Origin of the sequence: Clostridioides sp. ZZV14-6345 (assembly GCF_020657775.1) — a bacterium.
GTDB lineage: Bacteria > Bacillota > Clostridia > Peptostreptococcales > Peptostreptococcaceae > Clostridioides > Clostridioides difficile_D.
On sequence record NZ_JAGWCX010000025.1, the window covers coordinates 29,516 to 51,198 of the forward strand.

Genomic DNA, 21,683 nt, shown 5'->3' on the forward strand with positions numbered 1-21,683 from the left:
GATATGAAAATGAACAAAAAAATATTATCATTAGGTCTGGCAGTATCATTAATCTTAGTAAACTTCAAAAGTGTAAATGCATCATCAGTAGTAGAAAAAATATATGGTAAAGATAGATATGAAACAGCAGCAAAGATAGCTGATAGACAGAACTATGAAATAGTAATTTTAGTAAATACAGAAAAATCACTTGCAGATGGATTAAGTGCAAGTGGATTGTCAGGTGCTACAAAAGCACCAATACTATTTACACAACAAAATAAGATACCAGCAGACACAAGTAGATGTTTAAAAAATATCAAAAAAGCATACATAATAGGTACAGAAGATACTATAAGTAAATCAGTAGAAAAAGAACTAGATTCTAAAAATATAGAGGTCAAAAGAATTGGTGGAGAAGATAGACTAAAAACAAGCTATTTAATAGCTAAAGAAATAGCAACTATAAAAAAAGTGGATAAAGTACTATTAACTAATGCATATAGTGGAGAAGCAGATGCAATGAGTGTATCATCAGTAGCTACTAGAGATGGAGCTCCAATCATACTTACAGATGGAAAGAGTGTGCCTTTTGATGTAAAAAATATTCAATCATATTGTATAGGCTCAGAGGAGATAATGAGTAAGCCTCTAGTTAAAAATACAAACTCAGTAAGAATAGAAGGAACTGACCGATTTGAAACTAACAAAAAGGTAATAGACTACTTTTTTAAGAGTGCAGATGGATTCTATGTATCAGATGGATACCAATTAGTAGATGCAATAGCAGCGGCACCACTTACTAAAAACTCTCCAATGGTACTAGTAAATGATGGAAGTGATAAGACTGTATTAGAAGGAGCTAAGAATATAACTTCTGTAGGTGAAATAGATGAGAAGGTAATACAACAATGTATAAATGCTTCAAAGTCAAATGGACAACCCCCAACAATTACAGTTGGAAGTACAGAGATATATAAGGGTGAAAAGTTTGACACTGGCAAGTTAAATATAGTGGCTAAAGATAACACTGGGAAGGTATTGCCAATAGAAGTTGATGGATTTATAGATACAAATAGAGTAGGTACATACATGTTGACATTAAAGGCTACAGATGAATGGGGAAAAAGTACAGGAAAAAGAGTAGAAATAAAAGTGTTGGATGATAAATCTCATGATTACAACAGCCCAGAATTTAAAAGAATGGTGTCTACTGAAATGTATAACTTAATCAATTCCTATAGAAAAGAAAAAAGCAAAGAGCCTTTGGTAGTGTCTAGTAGGCTAGAAGGTATGGCAAATGCATGGTCTAAGTATATGATGGATAAAAAAGTATTTGCACATTATATAGATGGTAAAAATGCTCCACAAGTATTTTCTGAGTTTGGAATGAGAAGTGAGGAAAATATAGCATATATTTATATAGATTCTAAGAACGTTCAAACAACTCAAGATGCAAAAGACTTGGCAAAGGCTATATTTGAGGTGTGGAAGAAGTCTCCAGAGTATAATGCAAATATGCTTAGTGATGAGTTCTATAGTACTGGATTTGGGCTTTATATATTGTCTGATGGTCAAGTGCATGCTACTCAAGAGTTTTTAAATGGCAATGAAGGTAGCTTGTAAAAAATTCCATAAATGTTGTTTTTTTGTTAATTTACTGATATTATAAAATCAAAATCACATCTAAAGTACTTTTTGTAATCTGTTTTGTTATTGCTTTATAGGTTATGGTATTTTAGATGTTTTTTGTTTTAGTAGTTTGTAAATTTTGAGGGAATCACTACTGAGGGTGTAATTTATGATTAGCTGAATTATATAAAAAAATTAGTAGGAGGAGTTCGATGAAGGTAAATAAGAGAGTATTATCGATAGGATTGACAATATCATTAATAATGGCAGGAGCACCAAATATCAATGCACTTTCAAGTATAGAAAAGATACAAGGGAAAGATAGATATGAGACTTCTGCATTGATAGCAGATAGACAAATATATGATACAGTCATATTAGTAAATACTGATAATTCTATAGTAGATGGATTAAGTGCAAGTGGATTATCTGGAGTTGCAAAAGCTCCTATAATGTTGGTACAAAGAGATAAGATACCAACAGATGTTGAAAAAAGATTAAAGGATGTTAAGAATGCTTATGTTATAGGTACAGAGGATACAATAGGTAAATCTGTAGAAAATCAACTTAAGAATAAGGGGATTGAGGTTAAAAGAATTGGTGGTGATGATAGAATAAAGACTAGCTATCTTATAGCTAAGGAGATTTCATCTATTAAACCAGTAAATGATGGAGATAAGGTTTTTCTTGTAAATGGATATACAGGTGAGGCTGATGCAATGAGTGTATCTTCTGTAGCTGCTAGAGATGGAGTTCCTGTTATACTTACTGATGGAAAGATTATACCATTTAAGGTTGATGGAGTTCAATGCTATTCTCTTGGTTCAGAGGAGATAATGAGTAATGAACTAGTGAGTAAGACTAATTCTGTTAGGATTGCTGGGAAAGATAGATTTGAGACTAACAAGAAGGTTATACAACGCTTTTATAAGGGAACAAAGAAGTTTTATGTGTCCCAAGGGTATAAATTGGTAGATGCTGTGGCAGGTTCTTCATTAGCTAAGGACAAGCCTATAGTACTTGTTAATGATGGAAGTGATAAGAGTGTGCTTAGAGGTGCTGATGAAGTTACTTCTTTAGGAGGAATGGATAAGAAGGTTGGTGACCAATGTGTTAGTTCTGCATCTGATAAAAATACAATGCCTACAATCACTGCTAATGATGTAGAGATTTCTGTAGGGGATAAGTTTGATAATAGTATGTTGAATATAGTTGCCACTGATTATTATGGAAATAATTTGAAGCCTAATATTGAGGGAACTGTGGATACCAGTAAGGCAGGAACGTATGTTTTAAATATAAGTGCTTTTGATAATTTTGGGCAAAAGTGTGAGATTAGTGTAAGTGTTAAGGTAATTGTAAATACAAGTACAAAAGACCCTAATAGTTATGAGTTTAAGGCTATGGTTTCTAATGAGATGTACAATCTAGTTAATTCATATAGGAAAGAAAAAGGTAAGAGAGTTTTAAGAGAATCAGATTCTCTAGCAGGAATGGCAAATGCATGGTCTAAGTATATGAATGAGAAGAAGATATTTGCTCATGAAATTGATGGGAAAAATGCAGCTGAAGTATTTTCTGGGTTTGGAATGAGAACTGATGAAAATATTGCATATCTACCTATGAATACTAAATCTGCATATGGAGATAAAGAAGCAAAAGAAATTGCTAACTCTATCTTTGGTTTATGGAAAAAGTCTTCAAAATATAATGATAATCTGTTAAAAAGTGAATTTTACAGTTTCGGATTTGGTATGTATGTATCATCAAATAATGAAGTACATGCTACAATGGAGTTCTTAAATAGTTAATTTAAAATTGGAATAATAATTTAAAATTAAAAATAATTTTAAAAAATAAAATTTTAGGGAAAAAAGAAGAAAAATGTTGGAAAAAACTTCTAAAAATTTTGTATAACTTATTGAAAATTTATTTTAGATAGTCTATCATAGAGATGTGAGAAATATTTGGATTAATATGAACATGAAATTTTAATGTACATAACAAGAGATGTAATTTAATATAATGTTGGGAGGAATTTTTAAATGAAAAAAAGAAATTTAGCAATGGCTATGGCAGCTGTTACTGTAGTAGGTTCTGCTGCTCCAGTTTTTGCAGCAGCTTCAGATGTACTTGAATTAGAAAGAGGCGCAAGCTATACAGTAGCAAGTGCTAAGGGAAGTGACTTAGTAAAAGATATAATAGCAGCTCAAAAAACAACAACTGGTGCAAAAGTAACAGGTGTAGATATAAAGTTTTTTGATGCAAATAAAAAGGATCCTAATGATTCTACTAAAGATAAACCTATATACTCAGCTCAAACTTCTTTAACTGACAGTAATGAAGATTATGTAAAGACAACTTTAAAAGGATTGGCTTCAGGAGAATATGCAGATATAGAATTAACATATGATTCTGGTAATCCAGTTAAAATTAGAGTTGTAGCAGCATCAGAAAAGACAGAAATTGTATCAAGTGATGCAAAAGATACTGCAAAATCTATAGCTGAAAAGTATGTATTTAATGATGATGATTTAGAAAAAGCTTTAGATAAAATAGGTAATGCTGATTTTAGTAAAACAGATAGTTACTATCAAGTAACTCTTTACCCAGAAGGTAAAAGATTACAAGGATTTTCATCTTATTCAGCAACAAACTACAATAAAAATGAAACTTTAGATGGTGGAGTTGCTTATGGTAATACTCCAGTAATATTAACAATTAAATCTACTAGCAAAAGTAATTTGAAAACTGCTATAGAAGAATTACAAAAACTAAATGCAAGTTACTCAAACACTACAACTTTAGCTGGTGATGATAGAATAGAAACAGCTATAGAAATAAGTAAAGAATACTATGGAAATGATGAGACAGATGATGTTGTAAAATCTGTTGATAATATCGTATTAGTAGGAGCTAATGCTATAGTTGATGGTTTAGTAGCTGCACCTTTAGCTGCTGAAAAAGATGCTCCATTATTATTAACTTCTAAAGATAAATTAGACTCAAATGTTAAATCTGAAATAAAGAGAGTTTTGGATTTAAAAACTTCAACAGCAGTAACTGGTAAAAAAGTTTATATAGCTGGTGGAGAAAATAGTGTTTCTAAAGATGTAGTAAAAGAGTTAGAATCAATGGGATTAAAAGTTGAAAGATTCTCAGGTGATGATAGATATGAAACTTCATTAGAAATAGCTGATGAAATTGGTTTAGACAATGATAAAGCATATGTAGTTGGTGGTACTGGATTAGCTGATGCTATGAGTATAGCTTCTGTAGCATCTACTAAGTTAGATAGTGCTGGTGTTGTAGATGCTGATGGACATGCTACTCCAATAGTAGTTGTAGATGGAAAAGCTGATAAAGTATCTGATGAGTTAGATAGTTTCTTAGGAAGTGCTGATGTAGATATAATAGGTGGATTTGCAAGTGTTTCTGAAAAAATGGAAGAAGCTATAGCAGATGCTACTGGTAAGGGTGTTACAAGAGTTAAAGGTGATGACAGACAAGATACTAACTCTGAAGTTATAAAAGAGTATTATAAATCAGGTACTGCAATATCTGATGCAGCTGGTAATCCTGGAATAACAAACTTCTTTGTTGCTAAAGATGGATCTACTAAAGAAGATCAATTAGTTGATGCATTAGCAGTAGGAGCTGTTGCAGGTGCTAAAAAAGCTCCAGTTATATTAGCTACTGATTCATTATCTTCTGATCAATCTGTTGCTATAAGCAAGGTTGTAAAAGAAACTGGATCTAAAGACTTAACTCAAGTTGGTAAAGGTATAGCTACATCTGTTGTTAAGAAAATAAAAGATTTATTAGATATGTAATTTAATTATTATATATTTATATAATAAGGCTTCTCGAAAGAGAAGTCTTTTATTTTATAAAAAAACAAAAGAGAAACTCATATGAGTTTCTCTTTTGTCTTTGTGTGAGAAATACTTAAATAAGAAAGATGTTTTATTTATTTAAGTACAATCATTATACTATACTTAAAAAAAAATGTCTACTTATACATAATTTTAATGTATAATAGTATTTGAAAAACAAATAAGGAGGAAAACTATAAATGACAGTTTTAGATAGAATTGTAGATAAGTCAGATGAGCTAGAAATTAAAGTACTTAATTATATAGTTGATGATATAGATACTTTAGAACCCAAAATGGAATCTTTAAGTGATGAAGAGTTAAAAAATATGACAAATGTATTTAAAGATAGATTAAAACAAGGTGAAACTTTAGATGATATATTGCAAGAAGCTTTTGCAGTGGTTCGAGAAGTTTCTAAAAGAGTACTTGGAATGCGTCAATACAGAGTTCAATTAATTGGAGGTATAGTACTGCATCAAGGAAAAATAGCAGAAATGAGAACTGGTGAAGGTAAAACACTAGTTGGTGTTGCTCCTATATATTTAAATGCTCTCTTAGGAAAAGGCGTTCATGTAGTTACTGTCAACGAATATCTGGCACAAAGAGATAAAGAAACTATGCAACCAGTTTATGAATTCTTAGGGCTAAGTGTAGGAGTTATTACGTCTGATTTATTGCCAGAAGATAGAAAAAAACAATATAATTGTGATATAACCTATGGTACAAACAATGAGTTTGGATTTGATTATTTAAGAGATAATATGGTAACTAAAAAATCTGAAAAAGTTCAAAGAGAGTTATATTATTCTATAGTGGATGAAGTAGATTCAATTTTGATAGATGAAGCAAGAACTCCACTTATAATTGCTGGTAGTGGAAAAGAAGACACTAAGCTGTATGAACTTGGAAATGCTTTTATTAAAACTTTAAAAGATGAAGATTATGAGATAGATAAGAAAGAAAACACTGTATGTCTTACACATACAGGTCTAAGCAAAGCAGAGTCTTTCTTTGGAATAGAAAATATAACTCATATAGATAATATAGAGATTTACCATCATACAAATCAAGCATTAAGAGCACATAAATTAATGGAGAGAGATGTCGAGTATGTTGTTAAAGATGAAGAAATACAAATAGTAGATGAATTTACTGGCAGGATATTAGATGGAAGAAGGTATACAGATGGTCTTCACCAAGCGATAGAAGCAAAAGAAGGGGTAAAGATTAAAGATGAGTCTAAAACATTAGCAACAGTTACTTTTCAAAATTTCTTTAGACTATATAAAAAACTTTCAGGAATGACTGGTACTGCAAAAACAGAAGAAAGCGAATTTGAATCAATTTATAAGCTAAATGTTGTCCAGATACCGACAAATAAGCCTGTTATAAGAGTTGATTTACAAGATAAAGTATTTAGAACAGAAGATGCAAAATATTATGCAGTTGTAGAAGAAGTAATTAAGATAAATAAAACTAAGCAACCAGTATTAGTAGGTACTGTTTCGATAGAAAAATCAGAAATGCTTTCAAGCATGTTAAAAAAGCGAGGAATAAAGCATGAAGTTCTAAATGCAAAACAACATAATAAAGAAGCTGAAATTATATCAAGGGCTGGGAAATTAGGCTCTGTTACTATTGCAACTAATATGGCAGGTAGAGGAACAGATATAGCCTTGGGTGCAGGAGATAAAATTGAAGAAGAAAAAGTAAGGGATATTGGTGGATTATATGTTATAGGAACTGAAAGACATGAATCGAGAAGAATAGATAATCAACTTAGAGGTCGTTCTGGGCGTCAAGGAGACCCAGGGACGTCTAGATTCTTTGTCAGTTTAGAAGATGAAATGATAAAGTTATATGGTGGAAAAGGAATTGAAAAGATTTTAAAAAGGATGAATGCTAAAGATGAAGATGCAATTGAGAGTAAATCATTATCTAAAGCTATAGAAAGAGCTCAAAGAGGAATAGAAGGTAAGAATTTTGAGCAAAGAAAAAATGTACTTAAATATGATGATACTATTAATGAGCAAAGAAAAGTTATATATGAGGAAAGAAACAGAGTTTTAAATGATTTAAATATATCTGAGGATATACAAAAAATGGTTAGAGAAATAATAGAAGATGCAGCTAATAAATATTTATCTAATCAAAGAGATTATTATGGTTACTTTAAATCTTTGTACAATGCTTTTATGCCTCCAAATACATTGTTGATTCCAGGTGTAGATAAAAAAAGTGTAGATGAAGTTGTACAACACACATATGAAATATCCAAAAGAGTTTATGATATTAAAAAAATGGAAGTTGGTATAGACAAAATAGAAGAATTAGAGAAGAGAGTTTTATTGCAAGTAGTTGATACTTATTGGATGGACCATATAGATGCAATGGATCAACTAAGACAATATATAGGTCTTAAGTCATATGCACAAAAAGATCCATTTAAGGAATATGCTTTAGAAGGATATGATATGTTTGAAGAACTAAATAGAAAAATAAGAACAACAACAGTTCAATATTTGTACAAGTTTGATTAATTAAAAATACAATTCAAAATAGTTTTTAGAATTATTTTGAATTGTATTAGGTAATAATATATGACCTAATTATTTAACTTAGAAAAAAGAAGCTATATTTAAAATAATAATTACTTTAAAATATAGCTTCTTTTTGTGTGAGAAATACGGAAAAAAGAGATGATTGAAATTTCTTTCTTCCTTTTAATATTATACTATAAAGAGTATTAAAAGTCTATTAGTTATAAGTGGTAAAATCAAATAAAATTACAAAATTGTTACTTTTATGTATACATAAATACATGCCAATATTTTACATGGAAAAAAATGATTAATTTTTGTATAATGAAATAAAGATTATAATAAAGCTAGAGTTATCATACACATTGAAATAATATTATATTTATATTATAATTTATAGATAATAAGTAATTTTAAAAATAGAAATGTATATAATTCATAATCTAAATAAAGTTTATCTATACTATGAAGTATCAAATATTTTAATGTTGTGTATGATAATTCTGGAGTATTGAAATTTTTATAATTACAATTTATATTGACAATTAAGTTGTTTAACAAGTAAGAGCATCAAAGGAAATATATTAGAAATTGAGGGGAGTACAAGTTATGAATATACCAAAAAAAATTATATCGTTATTGACAATAACAATAATGTTAAGTGGATTATCTTTAAATACAGTAAATGCTTCAACAAAAGAATCTTTAGTTGGTACTGGAAGATGGGAGACTGCTATACAAATAAGTAAAAATGGTTGGGAAAGTTCAAAAGAAGCAGTATTAGTCAATGATAGTTCAATAGCAGATGCATTATCAGCAACACCATTTGCAAAAGCTAAAAATGCTCCAATTTTATTAACACAAAGTAATAGTCTGGATGCAAGGACTAAAGCTGAATTAAAAAGATTAAATGTATCAAAAGTTTATTTAGTAGGAGGAAATGTTACACTAAGTTCTAATTTAGAAGATGAGTTGAAAAGTATAAACATTAACTCAGAAAGAATATCTGGAGATAGTAGATATTCTACTTCGTTAGAATTAGCTAAAAAGATAGATAGTATAAACACTATTTCTAAAATTGTTGTTGTAAATGGTCAAAAAGGTCTAGCTGATGCTGTAAGTGTTGGAGCAGCAGCAGCTCAAGGAAATATTCCTATAATACTTTCAGATACTACTAATGGAACTAGTACTTCAAAAGATTTTATAAGTAAACATAATATAACGACATCTTATGTAATTGGTGGTACTAATTCTGTATCTGAAGATGTTAAAAATTCACTTCCTAATGCTAAAAGACTTTCTGGAGAAAATAGAAACCAAACTAATGCAAAAGTTATAGAGGAATTTTACAAGGGCACAAATTTAAAAAATTTATATATAACTAAAGATGGTATGAAAAAACAGGGTGACTTAATTGATTCGTTAGCTGTTGGTGTTTTAGCTGCTAAAAATAGTTCACCTGTTCTTTTGGCAGGGAATAAATTGGACTCTGTTCAAAAGGATATATTAGATACCAAAATTTTTGATAAGATTACACAAGTTGGTGGAAATGGAAATGAAGATGTATTTAAGTCAATGCAAGATACTCAAGAAGAAACTAAATACATAGTTGAAACAATTTCTGAACTTGATACTGCTATAAAAAAATCAGATGCTAATGATATTATAAGATTTAAAAATGATGATAAAATAACTGGATCAATTGATATAAGTACAAAAAAAGCGATAACAATTGAATTCAATGGATTGTATAGTGGAAAAGTAAATATAAATATACCAAATGGAGATATACATAATTATGGAGATATGACAGGTCAGATGGATATTAAAGATATAAAAGCTGACACCTTGGTAAATGAAGGGTCAATTAATGAGATAACAATATATGACCCAAATGGTTGTAAAATAGAAAATGAAAAAGATGCTGATATTTGGAAAATAACATTACTGGATACATCTAAGAATACCTATATAAATAATAGTGGAACTATAACTAAAATAGTTAGTGATGCATCAAATACAACTATAAAAAATTCAGGAAAGATTGATTTAATAAGTGGGACTAAGTCTCCAGCAGTAAGTGGCAATCAAGCTATTGATGAAAATATAAAAGATAATGATGGTAAAGAAGCAGGAGGAATCTCTGTATATGTGGATCCATGTTCTCCTCCAAAAGAAGGAAAGGTAATGTTAAGAATACCAAAAGAGCCTAGAAATTCTAGTTATAACATATACTACAGAATCGTTAAATCTAGACCATCTGCAATGGATGTAGGAGATACTATATCGAAAAGTAGTTGGACTAAAGTAACTACTAGAGATTCATTTATGATTAGTGCACCAGATGGATATTATGTAGAAGCTGCAGAAATCTATGATTCTGATAGAAAGGTAAGTAAGTGGGGGAGATCAGGAAGTATAGATGATGGATATAATAATACAACTTCGTCAGCAATATTAAGAAGCTATAAATAGAATACATACTACATGGTGTAGGATTATATTATGTTTATGTATGTTTATTAAAATATGAAAGTTTATGTGAGATAAGTCAAAATAAATAACATAAAAAATAAGTTATATAAACTTGTTGCAATAAATTATTTTAATTATTGTAAGGTCACTATATAGCTTATTTTTATGAAAAAGTATAATACTAAGCCTAAAATAAATATACTATTTTTAATATTAAATTTTTAAAATTATTGCTCAATAAAGTTTTAATAATTTGAAAAGTAGTGTATACTCATTTTATGGAGAATCTTAGTGAAATAAGAATTAATAAGGAGGAAATGGTAAGTTGAATATAACTAATAAATGTGTTTTAGGAATGTCTGTTTTAGCAATTTTGAGTTTTGGATTTTCTGCATTTCAAGGCAATGCTCAAATTGCTGAGAGAAAAAAGGATTATAATATATATCTTGATGCTAATTCTGACAAAGATAATGTAAAAGCTTCTTTGGATGATATTTCTAAATTAGAAAAAAAATATGGAGAAAGTGATGCATTAGGTGTATCTAAGATTAATTTGTACGAAAAGATGGATGATTACAAAAGTTTACAATATGAAATTGAAAAAATTTATAATAGATATCCTCAAACAAGGAATACTGTTTCATTAGTACTTTTATATTCTGAAGCTGCTTTGAAAAATGGTAATAAAGAATTGGCAAAAAAAATGATTGATGAAGCAATTAGACTAGGAGCACAAAATAATTATAAAGAAAGAGTAGATAAAGTATTATTACAATTAAATTAAAAGGAGAAATATATGTTAGATAAGTATTATAACAGAGGAAAAATCGAACAAGTAGATAAGATTATTTTATTTATATTATTATTTATGATGTGTATTATACCTATAATAACTCATGGATACACTTCTACAAACTATAGTCCAATCTTTACATTAACATTGTATTCTTCAGGAGAAAGAGTGGAGATTTTTAATTTTTATAAAACAACAATATTATATTTAGGAACATTAGTAGTTTTTGGGCTTTTCATATATAAAATATTAATTCTTAAAGAAGAGTTAATACAAAGGAAAATAAATATAATATTATTTATATTAGCAATAGGAGTAATATTATCAGCTATTTTTTCTGACTATAAAGATATAGCCTTGTTTGGAAATCCTGATAGATTTGAGGGTGCTCTAGCTTGGTTTTGCTATATAGTTATATTTTTTATTCTATATAACATTAAAATTAATATAAAGGATTTTAAATTATTCTATTTTGGATTATTTCCTTTTTTAATCATAAATTTATTTTTAGGGTTAGCTCAATTTTTTGGAATTAATGTTTTAAACTCTAAAATTTTAACTTTTCTTATTGGTGGAGATAATTTATCTGGAACTTTTTGGACAACTTTATACCATTTTAACCTTATGAGTGGAATAGCATCTGTTATTTTTAGTGCTAGTTTTGTGTATATGTTATTTGAAAAAGATATTAAGAAAAAAATGATACCATTGCTTGGGTCAATTATGTCATTTACAATAGTTCTAGTATCAAATTCTATAAGTGGGTTTTTGACATCTATATTATTATTTCCAATTATATTAGTTCTAGCATGGAGATTTGTAGATAAAAAAGAATTAAGTATATGGTCAATTATTGTAGCTGTAATTAATTTTATTATATACACTATATTAAACAAATATAATCATAATGTATATCAAGAAACATTCTCTGTATTTGGTAAATTAAATCAAGTATCAGTGCTAATACTACCTATGTTAATAGTAGTATTTATATTATTGATTGTTATAATGAAGTTTATAAATAAAAAGAAATTTTTTAACTTTGTAATGATATGTTCAGTTGTTATAGTGTCAATTGGATTATTATTTTTCTCATATAGATTAAATAAAGAAAATAGTATTTTAGAGAATAATCCAAGTGCAAATATTGTTAAGATTGAAGATTCTAAAGTGTTTCAAGTGATAAATGTCATGAGCACAGACCGTTTAAATATTTGGAGTAAGGTAATGCATTTTATAAATGAAAATCCTATACTTGGGAATGGGTTTGATACTTTTCCATATAAATTTATTAGTACTGACAAGAATGGTGCTTTAAGTACATATGGAGAAGTCATAGATAAACCACATAGTTGGTATATGAGCGTTGCATATGGAAGTGGTGTAATTGGTATAATTGGCTTAATAGGAGTAATATTATACTTAATAAAACAAACTTTCTATATTTGTGTAGATAAAAATAATGATAAATTTTTATACATATTTTTTATTGGTTTTTTATCATATTCTATTCAAGGAGTTTTTAATGACAGTTTAGCAGGTACTTCTGTTATATGTTGGATATTTGCAGGTTTAACTGCTAATAGAATTTTCACAATAAAATCTGAATAGATTTTAAAATAAAATGGTGTAGTAGTTTAAGTATAGCAAACTATGTCATTTTATTTTGAAAAGAATCAAAATTATTGGAAGTTAGTATTTTAATATATTTGTAAATAAGATAAAATAATAAATATATATTTATATTATGTAAAGTATAAGTCTATTATAAAGTGAAAATTATTTGATTTGAAGGGAGTAGAACATTGGATGTAAGCGTAATAATACCAACTAGGTGTGCAGAAAAATATATAGATAATCTTATAGAGAGACTATTTAATCAAACTGTAAAGCCCTGCGAAATAATAATAATAGATACTGTATCTGGCGATAAGACTAAAGAAATTTGTAAGAAATATAAAAATGTAGAATATATACAAATAGAACAAAATGAATTTAACCATGGAAAAACAAGAAACACAGCTGCTAAATTAGCTATTGGAGAGGTAATAGTTTTTATGACACAAGATGCATATCCTAAAGATGATAAATTCATAGAAGAACTAATAAAGCCGTTAGGAAAAAATGATGTTGTATGTACATATGGAAGACAGTTGGCAAAAGAAAATGCAAAACTTTTAGAAACATTTTCTAGAAACTTTAATTATGGAGATAAAGATATAATAAAATCTAAAGTAGATATTCCTAAACTTGGGATAAAAACTTTTTTCTTCAGTAATGTTTGCTCTTCTTTTATTAAGGATTGTTTTTTTGAACTTGATGGATTTCCTGAAAATATAATAATGAATGAAGATATGATAATAGCATCTAAATTTATATATAATGATAAGAAAATATATTATGCATCAAAAGCTAAAGTAATACATTCTCATGAATATACATATTTACAGCAATTTAAAAGAAATTTTGATATTGGAGTTGCATTCATGGAAAATAGAATGTATTTAAAAGAAGTAAGTTCAGAATCAGAAGGATTAAAATTTATAAAAGAGGCAATTAAATTTTTGTTAAAAAACAATAAATTTTATTTAATACCTAGCTTAATTTTAGAAAGTGGATTTAAGTTTATTGGATATAGAATGGGAACATATCATAATAAAATGCCGAAAAGTATTGTCAAAAGAATTAGTATGCATTCATTTTACTTTGACAGAAAAGATGTAATGGAGGATGTTTACAGTGAAAGTAATAATAACTGGAAGTAAAGGACAACTTGGTCTTGAGATCATAAATCAATTAGAGAAGATAAATAGTAAATTTATGAGAAAAAAATATGATATAAATTCAACTACTAGTAGTAGTTTAAATATAACTAATTTGGAAGATGTAAAAAGAATTATTTTAAATGAAAGACCTGATGTAGTTATAAATTGTGCAGCTCATACTAAAGTAGATTTATGTGAAAGTGATATAGAAAATGCATATAAAATAAATGCATTAGGTGTTAGAAATTTAGCTATAACTTGTGAAAAGATAGGTGCTAAGCTTGTTCAAGTATCTACTGATTATGTATTTAATGGAGATAGTTCTGTTCCATATAGAGAAGATAGCATTACTTGTCCTAATTCTATTTATGGTAAGAGTAAATTGATGGGGGAAAATTTTGTAAAACAATTTTCTTCTAAGTATTTTATAATTAGAACTGCATGGCTTTATGGTGAAGGTAATAATTTTGTTAGAACTATGATTAATTTAGCAAAAAATAATAACAAAATTAATGTTATAAATGATCAATTTGGAACTCCTACAAGTACTGTTGATTTAGCAAGAGTTATAATTAATTTAATTGAAACTGAGTATTATGGAATTTATCATGGAACATGTAAAGGACAGTGTAGTTGGTATGACTTTGCATATAAAATTTTTGATACAATTGGTTTAAAAAATGTAATACTTAATCCCATAAGTAGTAATGAGTTTAAAAGCATTGCACAAAGACCTATGTATTCAGTTTTAGATAATTTTATGTTAGATTTAATTGGAATGGATACTTTCAGAAATTGGGAAGATGCATTGATTGAATATTTGAAAAAATAAAAGTAATAGGAGATAAATTATAATGAAAGGAATTATATTGGCAGGAGGATCTGGAACTAGATTATATCCTATAACTAAATGTGTTTCAAAACAAGTGTTACCTATATATGATAAACCTATGATATATTATCCAATGTCAGTTCTTATGTTAGCTGGAATAAGGGAAATTCTTATTATATCAACTAAAAGAGATATAAACTTATTTAAGGAGTTATTTGGAAATGGACAGCAACTTGGATTAGATATAAAGTATGAAATTCAACATGAACCTAATGGGATTGCAGAAGCATTTATAATAGGAGAAAAGTTTATAGGCAAAAGTAAGGTAGCACTTGTATTAGGTGATAACATATTTTATGGTTATGGATTTACTGAAAGATTAAATAATGCAGTAGAAAGAGAAGAATCAACTATATTTGGATATCATGTTAGTGATCCAAAGTCATTTGGTGTAGTTGAATTTGACAGTGCTTTTAATGTATTATCAATAGAAGAAAAACCCAAAATTCCAAAATCTAATTATGCAGTACCTGGACTTTATTTTTATGATAATAATGTAGTTGAAATAGCTAAAAAAATTAAACCTTCTGAAAGAGGAGAGCTTGAGATTACTTCTATAAATAATGAATATTTGAGAAGAGGAAAATTGAAAGTAGAGTTATTTGGAAGAGGTATGGCTTGGTTAGATACAGGTACTCATAGAGGTTTATTAGATGCTGCTAATTACGTGGAAGTTGTACAAACTCGACAAGGGCTATATATTGCATGTTTAGAAGAAATTGCTTATAGTAAAGGATACATAGATAAATGTCAATTACTTGAGTTAGCAAAACCTCTCATGAAAACTGAATATGGTAAATATTTATTGAAAGTGTCAGGAGAGTTAAATATGGAAGAAATTAATAAAAGTATTTAATATAAGGAGAAAATAGTGGAAAAATTTAACTTTATAAAAACTAGTATAAAAGATTTATATATAATAGAACCAACCTTATTTGGAGATTCAAGAGGTTATTTTATGGAAAGTTATAATAAAAAAGATTTTTTTGATGCTAATCTTAAAATGGAATTCGTTCAAGATAATGAATCAAAATCAAAAAAGGGTGTTTTAAGGGGTTTACATTTTCAAATAAAAAATCCTCAAGGTAAATTAGTTCGTGTAACAGAAGGACAGGTTTATGATGTAGCTGTTGATTTGAGAAAAAATTCAGAAACCTATGGGAAATGGGAGGGTGTATTATTATCAGAAGAAAATAAAAAACAATTTTACATTCCAGAAGGCTTTGCACATGGATTTTTAGTGTTATCTGAAGTTGCAAAATTCAGCTATAAATGTACTAATTTTTATGATCCAACATCTGAAGGTGGTTTATTATGGAATGATAAAGATATAGGAATAGAATGGCCTTTAGAGAATATAGATGAAATATTATTATCAGATAAAGATAAACAACAAAAAAGATTGAAAGATTTTGATACAACATTTATATATTAAAAATATTTAGGAGAATGACTATGAAAATTTTAATAACAGGAGGAGCAGGATTTATTGGATGTAATTTTGTTCGTTATATGATTAATAAATATAAAGATTATGAAATAGTAAATTTAGATTTGTTAACTTATGCAGGTAATTTAGAATCTTTAAAAGATATAGAAAAAGAAGCTAAATATAAGTTTGTTAGAGGAGATATTTCAGATAAAAACTTTATATTTAATTTATTTGAAACTGAGAGATTTGATGCAGTTATAAATTTTGCAGCAGAATCTCATGTGGATAGGTCTGTTTTAAATCCAGCAATATTTATACAAACAAATGTAGTTGGAACTCAAGTTTTACTTGAGGCATCTAGGAAATATAATGTGAAAAGATATCACCAAGTTTCTACTGACGAGGTTTATGGAGACTTGCCACTGGATAGAAAAGACTTGTTTTTTACAGAAGAAACTCCTTTAAATCCAAGTTCCCCATATTCAGCTTCTAAGGCAGCAGCAGATTTTTTAGTTAGTTCATATTATAAAACATATGGACTACCAATAACTATCTCAAGGTGTTCTAATAATTATGGGCCATATCATTTCCCAGAAAAATTGATACCACTTATGATTTCTAAAGCTCTAAATAATGAAAGGCTTCCTATTTATGGGGATGGTAAAAATGTGAGAGATTGGTTACATGTATATGATCATTGTAGTGCTATAGACTTAATTTTACATAATGGAATTAATGGTCAAGTATATAATGTTGGTGGAAATAATGAGAAAACAAATTTAGAAGTTGTTAAAATTATTCTTAAAGAACTTAGTAAATCTGAAAATTTAATAAAATATATTGATGATAGACCAGGACATGATTTAAGATATGCTATTAACGCTGAAAAACTAAAAAATGATCTTGGATGGAAACCTAAATACACATTCTGTTCAGGGATAAAGGATGTAATAGATTGGTATCTTAATAATGAAGAATGGTGGAAAAAAATAATCCTTAGAAGAGAAGATTAAAAATTTGTTAGAAATATATTATAATAAGGAAATTTGATTGGAGTACAAAGATGTTTTTTATAAAAGAATTATATAAAAATAAGAAATTAATTTTTGATTTAGCAAGAAATGATTTTAAAACACGATATGCAGGTTCATATTTAGGAATATTTTGGGCATTTATTCAACCTATAGTGACTATACTTGTATATTGGTTTGTATTTCAGGTTGGATTTCGTTCAGCTCCAATAGAAAATTTCCCATTTGTACTATGGCTAATATCCGGTATAGTTCCATGGTTTTTTTTCTCAGAGTCATTAATGAATTCTACTGGAAGTTTAATAGAGTATAGTTATCTTGTAAAAAAAGTTTTATTTAAAATAAGTATACTTCCTTTGGTTAAGACAATATCTTCTTTGTTTGTACATATATTCTTTATCACTTTTACTGTGTTACTTTATATTGTCTATAAAGAATTTTCTGGTATATATATTTTTCAAATAGTTTATTATTCGATTTGTACATTTTATTTGTCGTTAGGAATTTCATATATAACATCTTCAGTAATACCATTTTTTAAGGATATCAGAGAAATAATAAATATATTTCTTCAAATAGGTATGTGGATGACTCCTATAATGTGGAATTATAGTATGTTACCAGAAAAATACCAATGGATTTTGAAATTGAATCCTATGTACTATATTGTAGAAGGATATAGAGATTCATTTATAAATAAAGTCTGGTTTTGGGAGAGATATAATCAAACCATATATTTTTGGCTTATTTCTACAATAATTTTTGTTTTTGGAATACATTTATTTAAAAAATTAAAGATACATTTTTCTGATGTTCTATAAAAGAGGTGACAAAATGGCAGATATAGCTGTAAAAATTGATAAAGTTAGCAAAATATATAAATTGTATGATAAACCAATAGATAGACTAAAAGAGACTTTAAGTATATCAAAAAAAAATTATCATAGAAAACATTATGCTTTAGATTGTATATCATTTGATGTAAAACAAGGTGAAACTATCGGAATTATTGGGACAAATGGTTCTGGAAAGTCTACATTATTAAAAATGATAACTGGTGTATTAACACCAACATATGGAGATATAGCTGTTAATGGCAAAGTGTCTGCATTGTTAGAACTAGGAGCTGGATTTAATCCTGAGTATACTGGTATAGAAAATATATATTTGAATGGTACAATGATGGGATATACAAAATATGAAATAGAAAAAAGAATAGATAATATATTAAATTTTGCTGACATTGGAGATTTTGTCAATCAACCAGTAAAAACTTACTCAAGTGGTATGTTCGCTAGATTAGCATTTGCTGTATCTATAAATGTAGATCCAGATATATTAATAGTTGATGAAGCTTTGAGTGTTGGAGACGTCTTTTTCCAAGCAAAGTGTTATGATAAATTTAATGAGTTTAAAAAGATTGGAAAAACAATAATATTTGTGAGTCATGATATGGGAAGTATAGTAAAATATTGTGATAGATGTGTTTTAATAAACCAAGGAAAATTTATTAAAGAGGGAAAGTCTTCTGAAATAGTTGATATATATAAAAAAATTTTAGTAAATCAGTACAATCCAGATAAGAAGGAAGAAGATTTTACTATAAGTAATTTTGAACACAATAATTCAAATTATTGGAATGAAAATTTAATCTTAAATCCTAATAAATTAGAATATGGAAATAAAAAACTTGAGATTATAGATTTTGCTATATTTGACAGTGAAAATAAAATAAATAATAAGATAAATAAAGGTGAAGAATTTACAATAAAAATAAAAATAAAAATAAATGAAAAAGTTAAAAATCCTATTTATGCATTTACAATAAAAGATTTAAAAGGAACAGAAATAACAGGTACGAATACATTTATGGAGCATATAGATACAGATAATTATTCAAATAAAAAAGAAGTTATAGTCTCTTTCAAGCAAATAATGAATTTACAAGGAGGTTCCTATTTATTATCTTTAGGATGTACAGGATATGAAAGAAATAATGATTTTACAGTATATAATAGATTATATGATGTTTGTAATATAGATGTAATTTCATCAAAAAATAGTGTTGGATATTATGATATGAACTCTACAGTAAAGTTGATATATTTTTAGGATTGAGGTGATTTTATTTTGAATAGAAAGCATATTGGTAATGTTATATTAGATTTAAGTTTTTATAAAGGTGAAGATAAATATTCTGATGGTAGCATAGAGGAAGAAATATTGGATAGTGTGAAAGAATTTGATAATGAGAACTTTGATGATTTAATAAAAGAACATAAAAGTTGGCCATTTTTATATCATTTATCTAACATTAGAACTAACATAATAGAATGGTTACCAATTGATAAAGAAAAGAATATCTTAGAAATCGGGTCAGGTTGTGGAGCAATTACAGGAAAACTTTCAGAAATGGCTAAAAGTGTTACATGTATAGAGCTATCAAAAAAAAGAAGTTTAATTAATGCATATAGAAATAAGAATAGAAGTAATATAGAAATCTTAATTGGAAATTTTAGTGATATAGAAAAAGAAATAGATAAAAAATATGATTTTATAGTTTTAATAGGAGTTTTAGAATATGCAGAAAGTTATATAGCATCTCAAAAACCATATGAAGATTTTCTTAAAAAAATAAAAACGCATCTTACTGATAATGGTTGTGTTATTATTGCGATAGAAAATAAGTTTGGATTGAAGTATTGGGCTGGTTGTAAAGAAGATCATGTGGATAGATATTTTGAAGGGATAGAAGGTTACAGTCAAAGTAGTGGTGTAAAAACTTTTTCTAAGCCTGAACTAAAAAAGTTATTTAAAGAGTCAGGATTTCATAAATATGATTTTTATTATCCTTACCCAGATTACAAACTACCATATGTAATATATTCTGATAATTATCTACCTAAAAAAGGCGAACTTACTAAAAATATTAGAAATTTTAATAGTGATAGATTAGTTACTTTTGATGAGAATAAAGTATTTGATTCTATTATAGAAAGCAATTTATTTAGTATATTTTCAAATTCATATTTGATTATATTACAAAAGGATGGAGAACATAATGAATAGAACTATTTATTCTAAATATTCGAATGAAAGAGATAAGAAGTTTCAAATAAGAACTAGTATAATTGAAAATGAAAATATTAAAAAGGTTGAAAAAGTAGCTTTAACAAAAGATGCTTTAAATCATATAAATAACATAGAAACTAATTATTTAAAGCTATTTAATTGTTATAAAGATAATAATTCAATTAGAATAATAAAATGCATTAAAAAAATACATGATAGAGTGGAATTTGAATATATAAAGGGAAAAACTTTAGATGAAATAATTACTGAACATTTAATTTCAAAAAATGTGAATAAAACATTTAATATAATAAAATTTTTTTTTAATAGTATATTTAATGAAGAAAATCTATATGATTTTTATATTACAGAAGAATTTATTAATATATTTGGAAGACATAAATTTATAGAAAATCTTAAATCTTATAAAGTATCTAATATAGATTTTATTTTTAGTAACACAATTGTAAATGATAAATTAAATATTATTGATTATGAGTGGTTCTTTAATTTTCCAATACCAATAAATTATATCATTTATAGGTCAATATTCAATTATAATATCAATCATGAGATTAAAATTGATAACAAAATATATGGATTTTTAGGAATAAAGGAAGTTGAAATTAAAATATATGAAGATATGGAGTCAAATTTTCAAAAGTATGTAAAAGGAAATGCTTTAGATATAGATTTGATACATAATTATTTAGGATATACAAATTATAATTTATCTGATTTCTTTAAGGATATAAAGGGTAATGAATTTGTTTGTTATATACAAGATAATACTATGGATAGTTATTCAGAAAAATGTACAATAAGAAAAATATTACTTGATAATAGTGTATCAATAAAAATTGATTTTAGAAAGTATAAGAATTTGAAAAAAATAAGAATAGATCCATTGGATTGTGCATGTGTTATAGAATTACATAGTTTATATGGGCTTTATAAAGGATGTCCTGTAGATATAGAAGTGAAAGAAAGCAATTGTTTTATACAATATGGAGAAAAGTATGTATTTTTAACAGATGATCCTCAACTAGATATAAATTTATTTAATAATAATGTAGATTTTATATTTATAGAGTATGATTTTATAACTTACAATAGTGATCAATTAGACTCTATTAGGTTTTTATTAACTTATTTAAAGGAAGAAAAAGATAGTATTATAGAAGAAAAAGATAG

General features: G+C 27.2%; 16 protein-coding genes. All 16 read left to right on the forward strand.

The genetic code is table 11. From position 1 onward, the window contains the following. Positions 1-3: 3 nt before the first annotated feature. Positions 4-1,605, forward strand: coding sequence for a cell wall-binding protein Cwp11 (locus KGF39_RS08810; RefSeq protein ID WP_227822008.1), 1,602 nt, complete (start codon positions 4-6; stop codon positions 1,603-1,605). Positions 1,606-1,823: 218 nt separating this feature from the next. Continuing rightward, positions 1,824-3,422, forward strand: coding sequence for a cell wall-binding repeat-containing protein (locus tag KGF39_RS08815; protein ID WP_227822009.1), 1,599 nt, complete (start codon positions 1,824-1,826; stop codon positions 3,420-3,422). Between the two features lie 234 nt (positions 3,423-3,656). Then, the gene (slpA, locus tag KGF39_RS08820; protein WP_227822010.1) at positions 3,657-5,444 is read left to right on the forward strand and encodes an S-layer protein SlpA; all 1,788 of its coding nucleotides are present in this window, start codon (positions 3,657-3,659) and stop codon (positions 5,442-5,444) included. A gap of 242 nt (positions 5,445-5,686) precedes the next feature. Next, positions 5,687-8,029 (forward strand): preprotein translocase subunit SecA, encoded by a 2,343-nt coding sequence (secA, locus tag KGF39_RS08825; RefSeq protein WP_227822011.1) that lies wholly within the window; start codon positions 5,687-5,689, stop codon positions 8,027-8,029. Positions 8,030-8,638: 609 nt separating this feature from the next. After that, entirely contained in the window at positions 8,639-10,504 is a 1,866-nt protein-coding gene (locus KGF39_RS08830; protein WP_227822012.1) for a cell wall-binding repeat-containing protein, read from the forward strand. A 325-nt stretch (positions 10,505-10,829) separates the two neighbouring features. Then, a complete protein-coding gene (locus KGF39_RS08835; RefSeq protein ID WP_227822013.1) occupies positions 10,830-11,288 on the forward strand; it encodes a hypothetical protein in 459 nt (152 codons plus the stop codon). 12 nt (positions 11,289-11,300) lie between these two features. After that, on the forward strand, positions 11,301-12,908 hold the full coding sequence (locus KGF39_RS08840; protein WP_227822014.1) for an O-antigen ligase family protein: 1,608 nt from the start codon (positions 11,301-11,303) through the stop codon (positions 12,906-12,908). A gap of 194 nt (positions 12,909-13,102) precedes the next feature. Next, the gene (locus KGF39_RS08845; RefSeq protein ID WP_227822015.1) at positions 13,103-14,062 is read left to right on the forward strand and encodes a glycosyltransferase family 2 protein; all 960 of its coding nucleotides are present in this window, start codon (positions 13,103-13,105) and stop codon (positions 14,060-14,062) included. Further along, entirely contained in the window at positions 14,037-14,894 is an 858-nt protein-coding gene (gene rfbD, locus KGF39_RS08850; RefSeq protein ID WP_227822016.1) for a dTDP-4-dehydrorhamnose reductase, read from the forward strand. Before KGF39_RS08845 ends, rfbD begins: the two co-directional genes overlap by 26 nt. Positions 14,895-14,916: 22 nt before the next feature. Then, positions 14,917-15,810: a glucose-1-phosphate thymidylyltransferase RfbA gene (rfbA, locus tag KGF39_RS08855; protein WP_227822017.1), complete on the forward strand. Its 894-nt coding sequence runs from the start codon at positions 14,917-14,919 to the stop codon at positions 15,808-15,810. 15 nt (positions 15,811-15,825) lie between these two features. Beyond that, complete coding sequence (gene rfbC / locus KGF39_RS08860) at positions 15,826-16,389, forward strand: dTDP-4-dehydrorhamnose 3,5-epimerase (protein ID WP_227822018.1); 564 nt, start codon at positions 15,826-15,828, stop codon at positions 16,387-16,389. Between the two features lie 20 nt (positions 16,390-16,409). After that, a complete protein-coding gene (rfbB, locus tag KGF39_RS08865) occupies positions 16,410-17,399 on the forward strand; it encodes a dTDP-glucose 4,6-dehydratase (RefSeq protein ID WP_227822019.1) in 990 nt (329 codons plus the stop codon). A 50-nt stretch (positions 17,400-17,449) separates the two neighbouring features. After that, positions 17,450-18,238 (forward strand): ABC transporter permease, encoded by a 789-nt coding sequence (locus KGF39_RS08870; RefSeq protein ID WP_227822020.1) that lies wholly within the window; start codon positions 17,450-17,452, stop codon positions 18,236-18,238. A 13-nt stretch (positions 18,239-18,251) separates the two neighbouring features. Then, entirely contained in the window at positions 18,252-19,529 is a 1,278-nt protein-coding gene (locus KGF39_RS08875; RefSeq protein WP_227822021.1) for an ABC transporter ATP-binding protein, read from the forward strand. Positions 19,530-19,547: 18 nt separating this feature from the next. After that, positions 19,548-20,486, forward strand: coding sequence for a class I SAM-dependent methyltransferase (locus KGF39_RS08880; RefSeq protein ID WP_227822022.1), 939 nt, complete (start codon positions 19,548-19,550; stop codon positions 20,484-20,486). Next, on the forward strand, positions 20,479-21,683 hold a 1,205-nt coding region (locus tag KGF39_RS08885), incomplete at its 3' end, for a hypothetical protein (protein WP_413927082.1). The genes KGF39_RS08880 and KGF39_RS08885, both read left to right, overlap by 8 nt.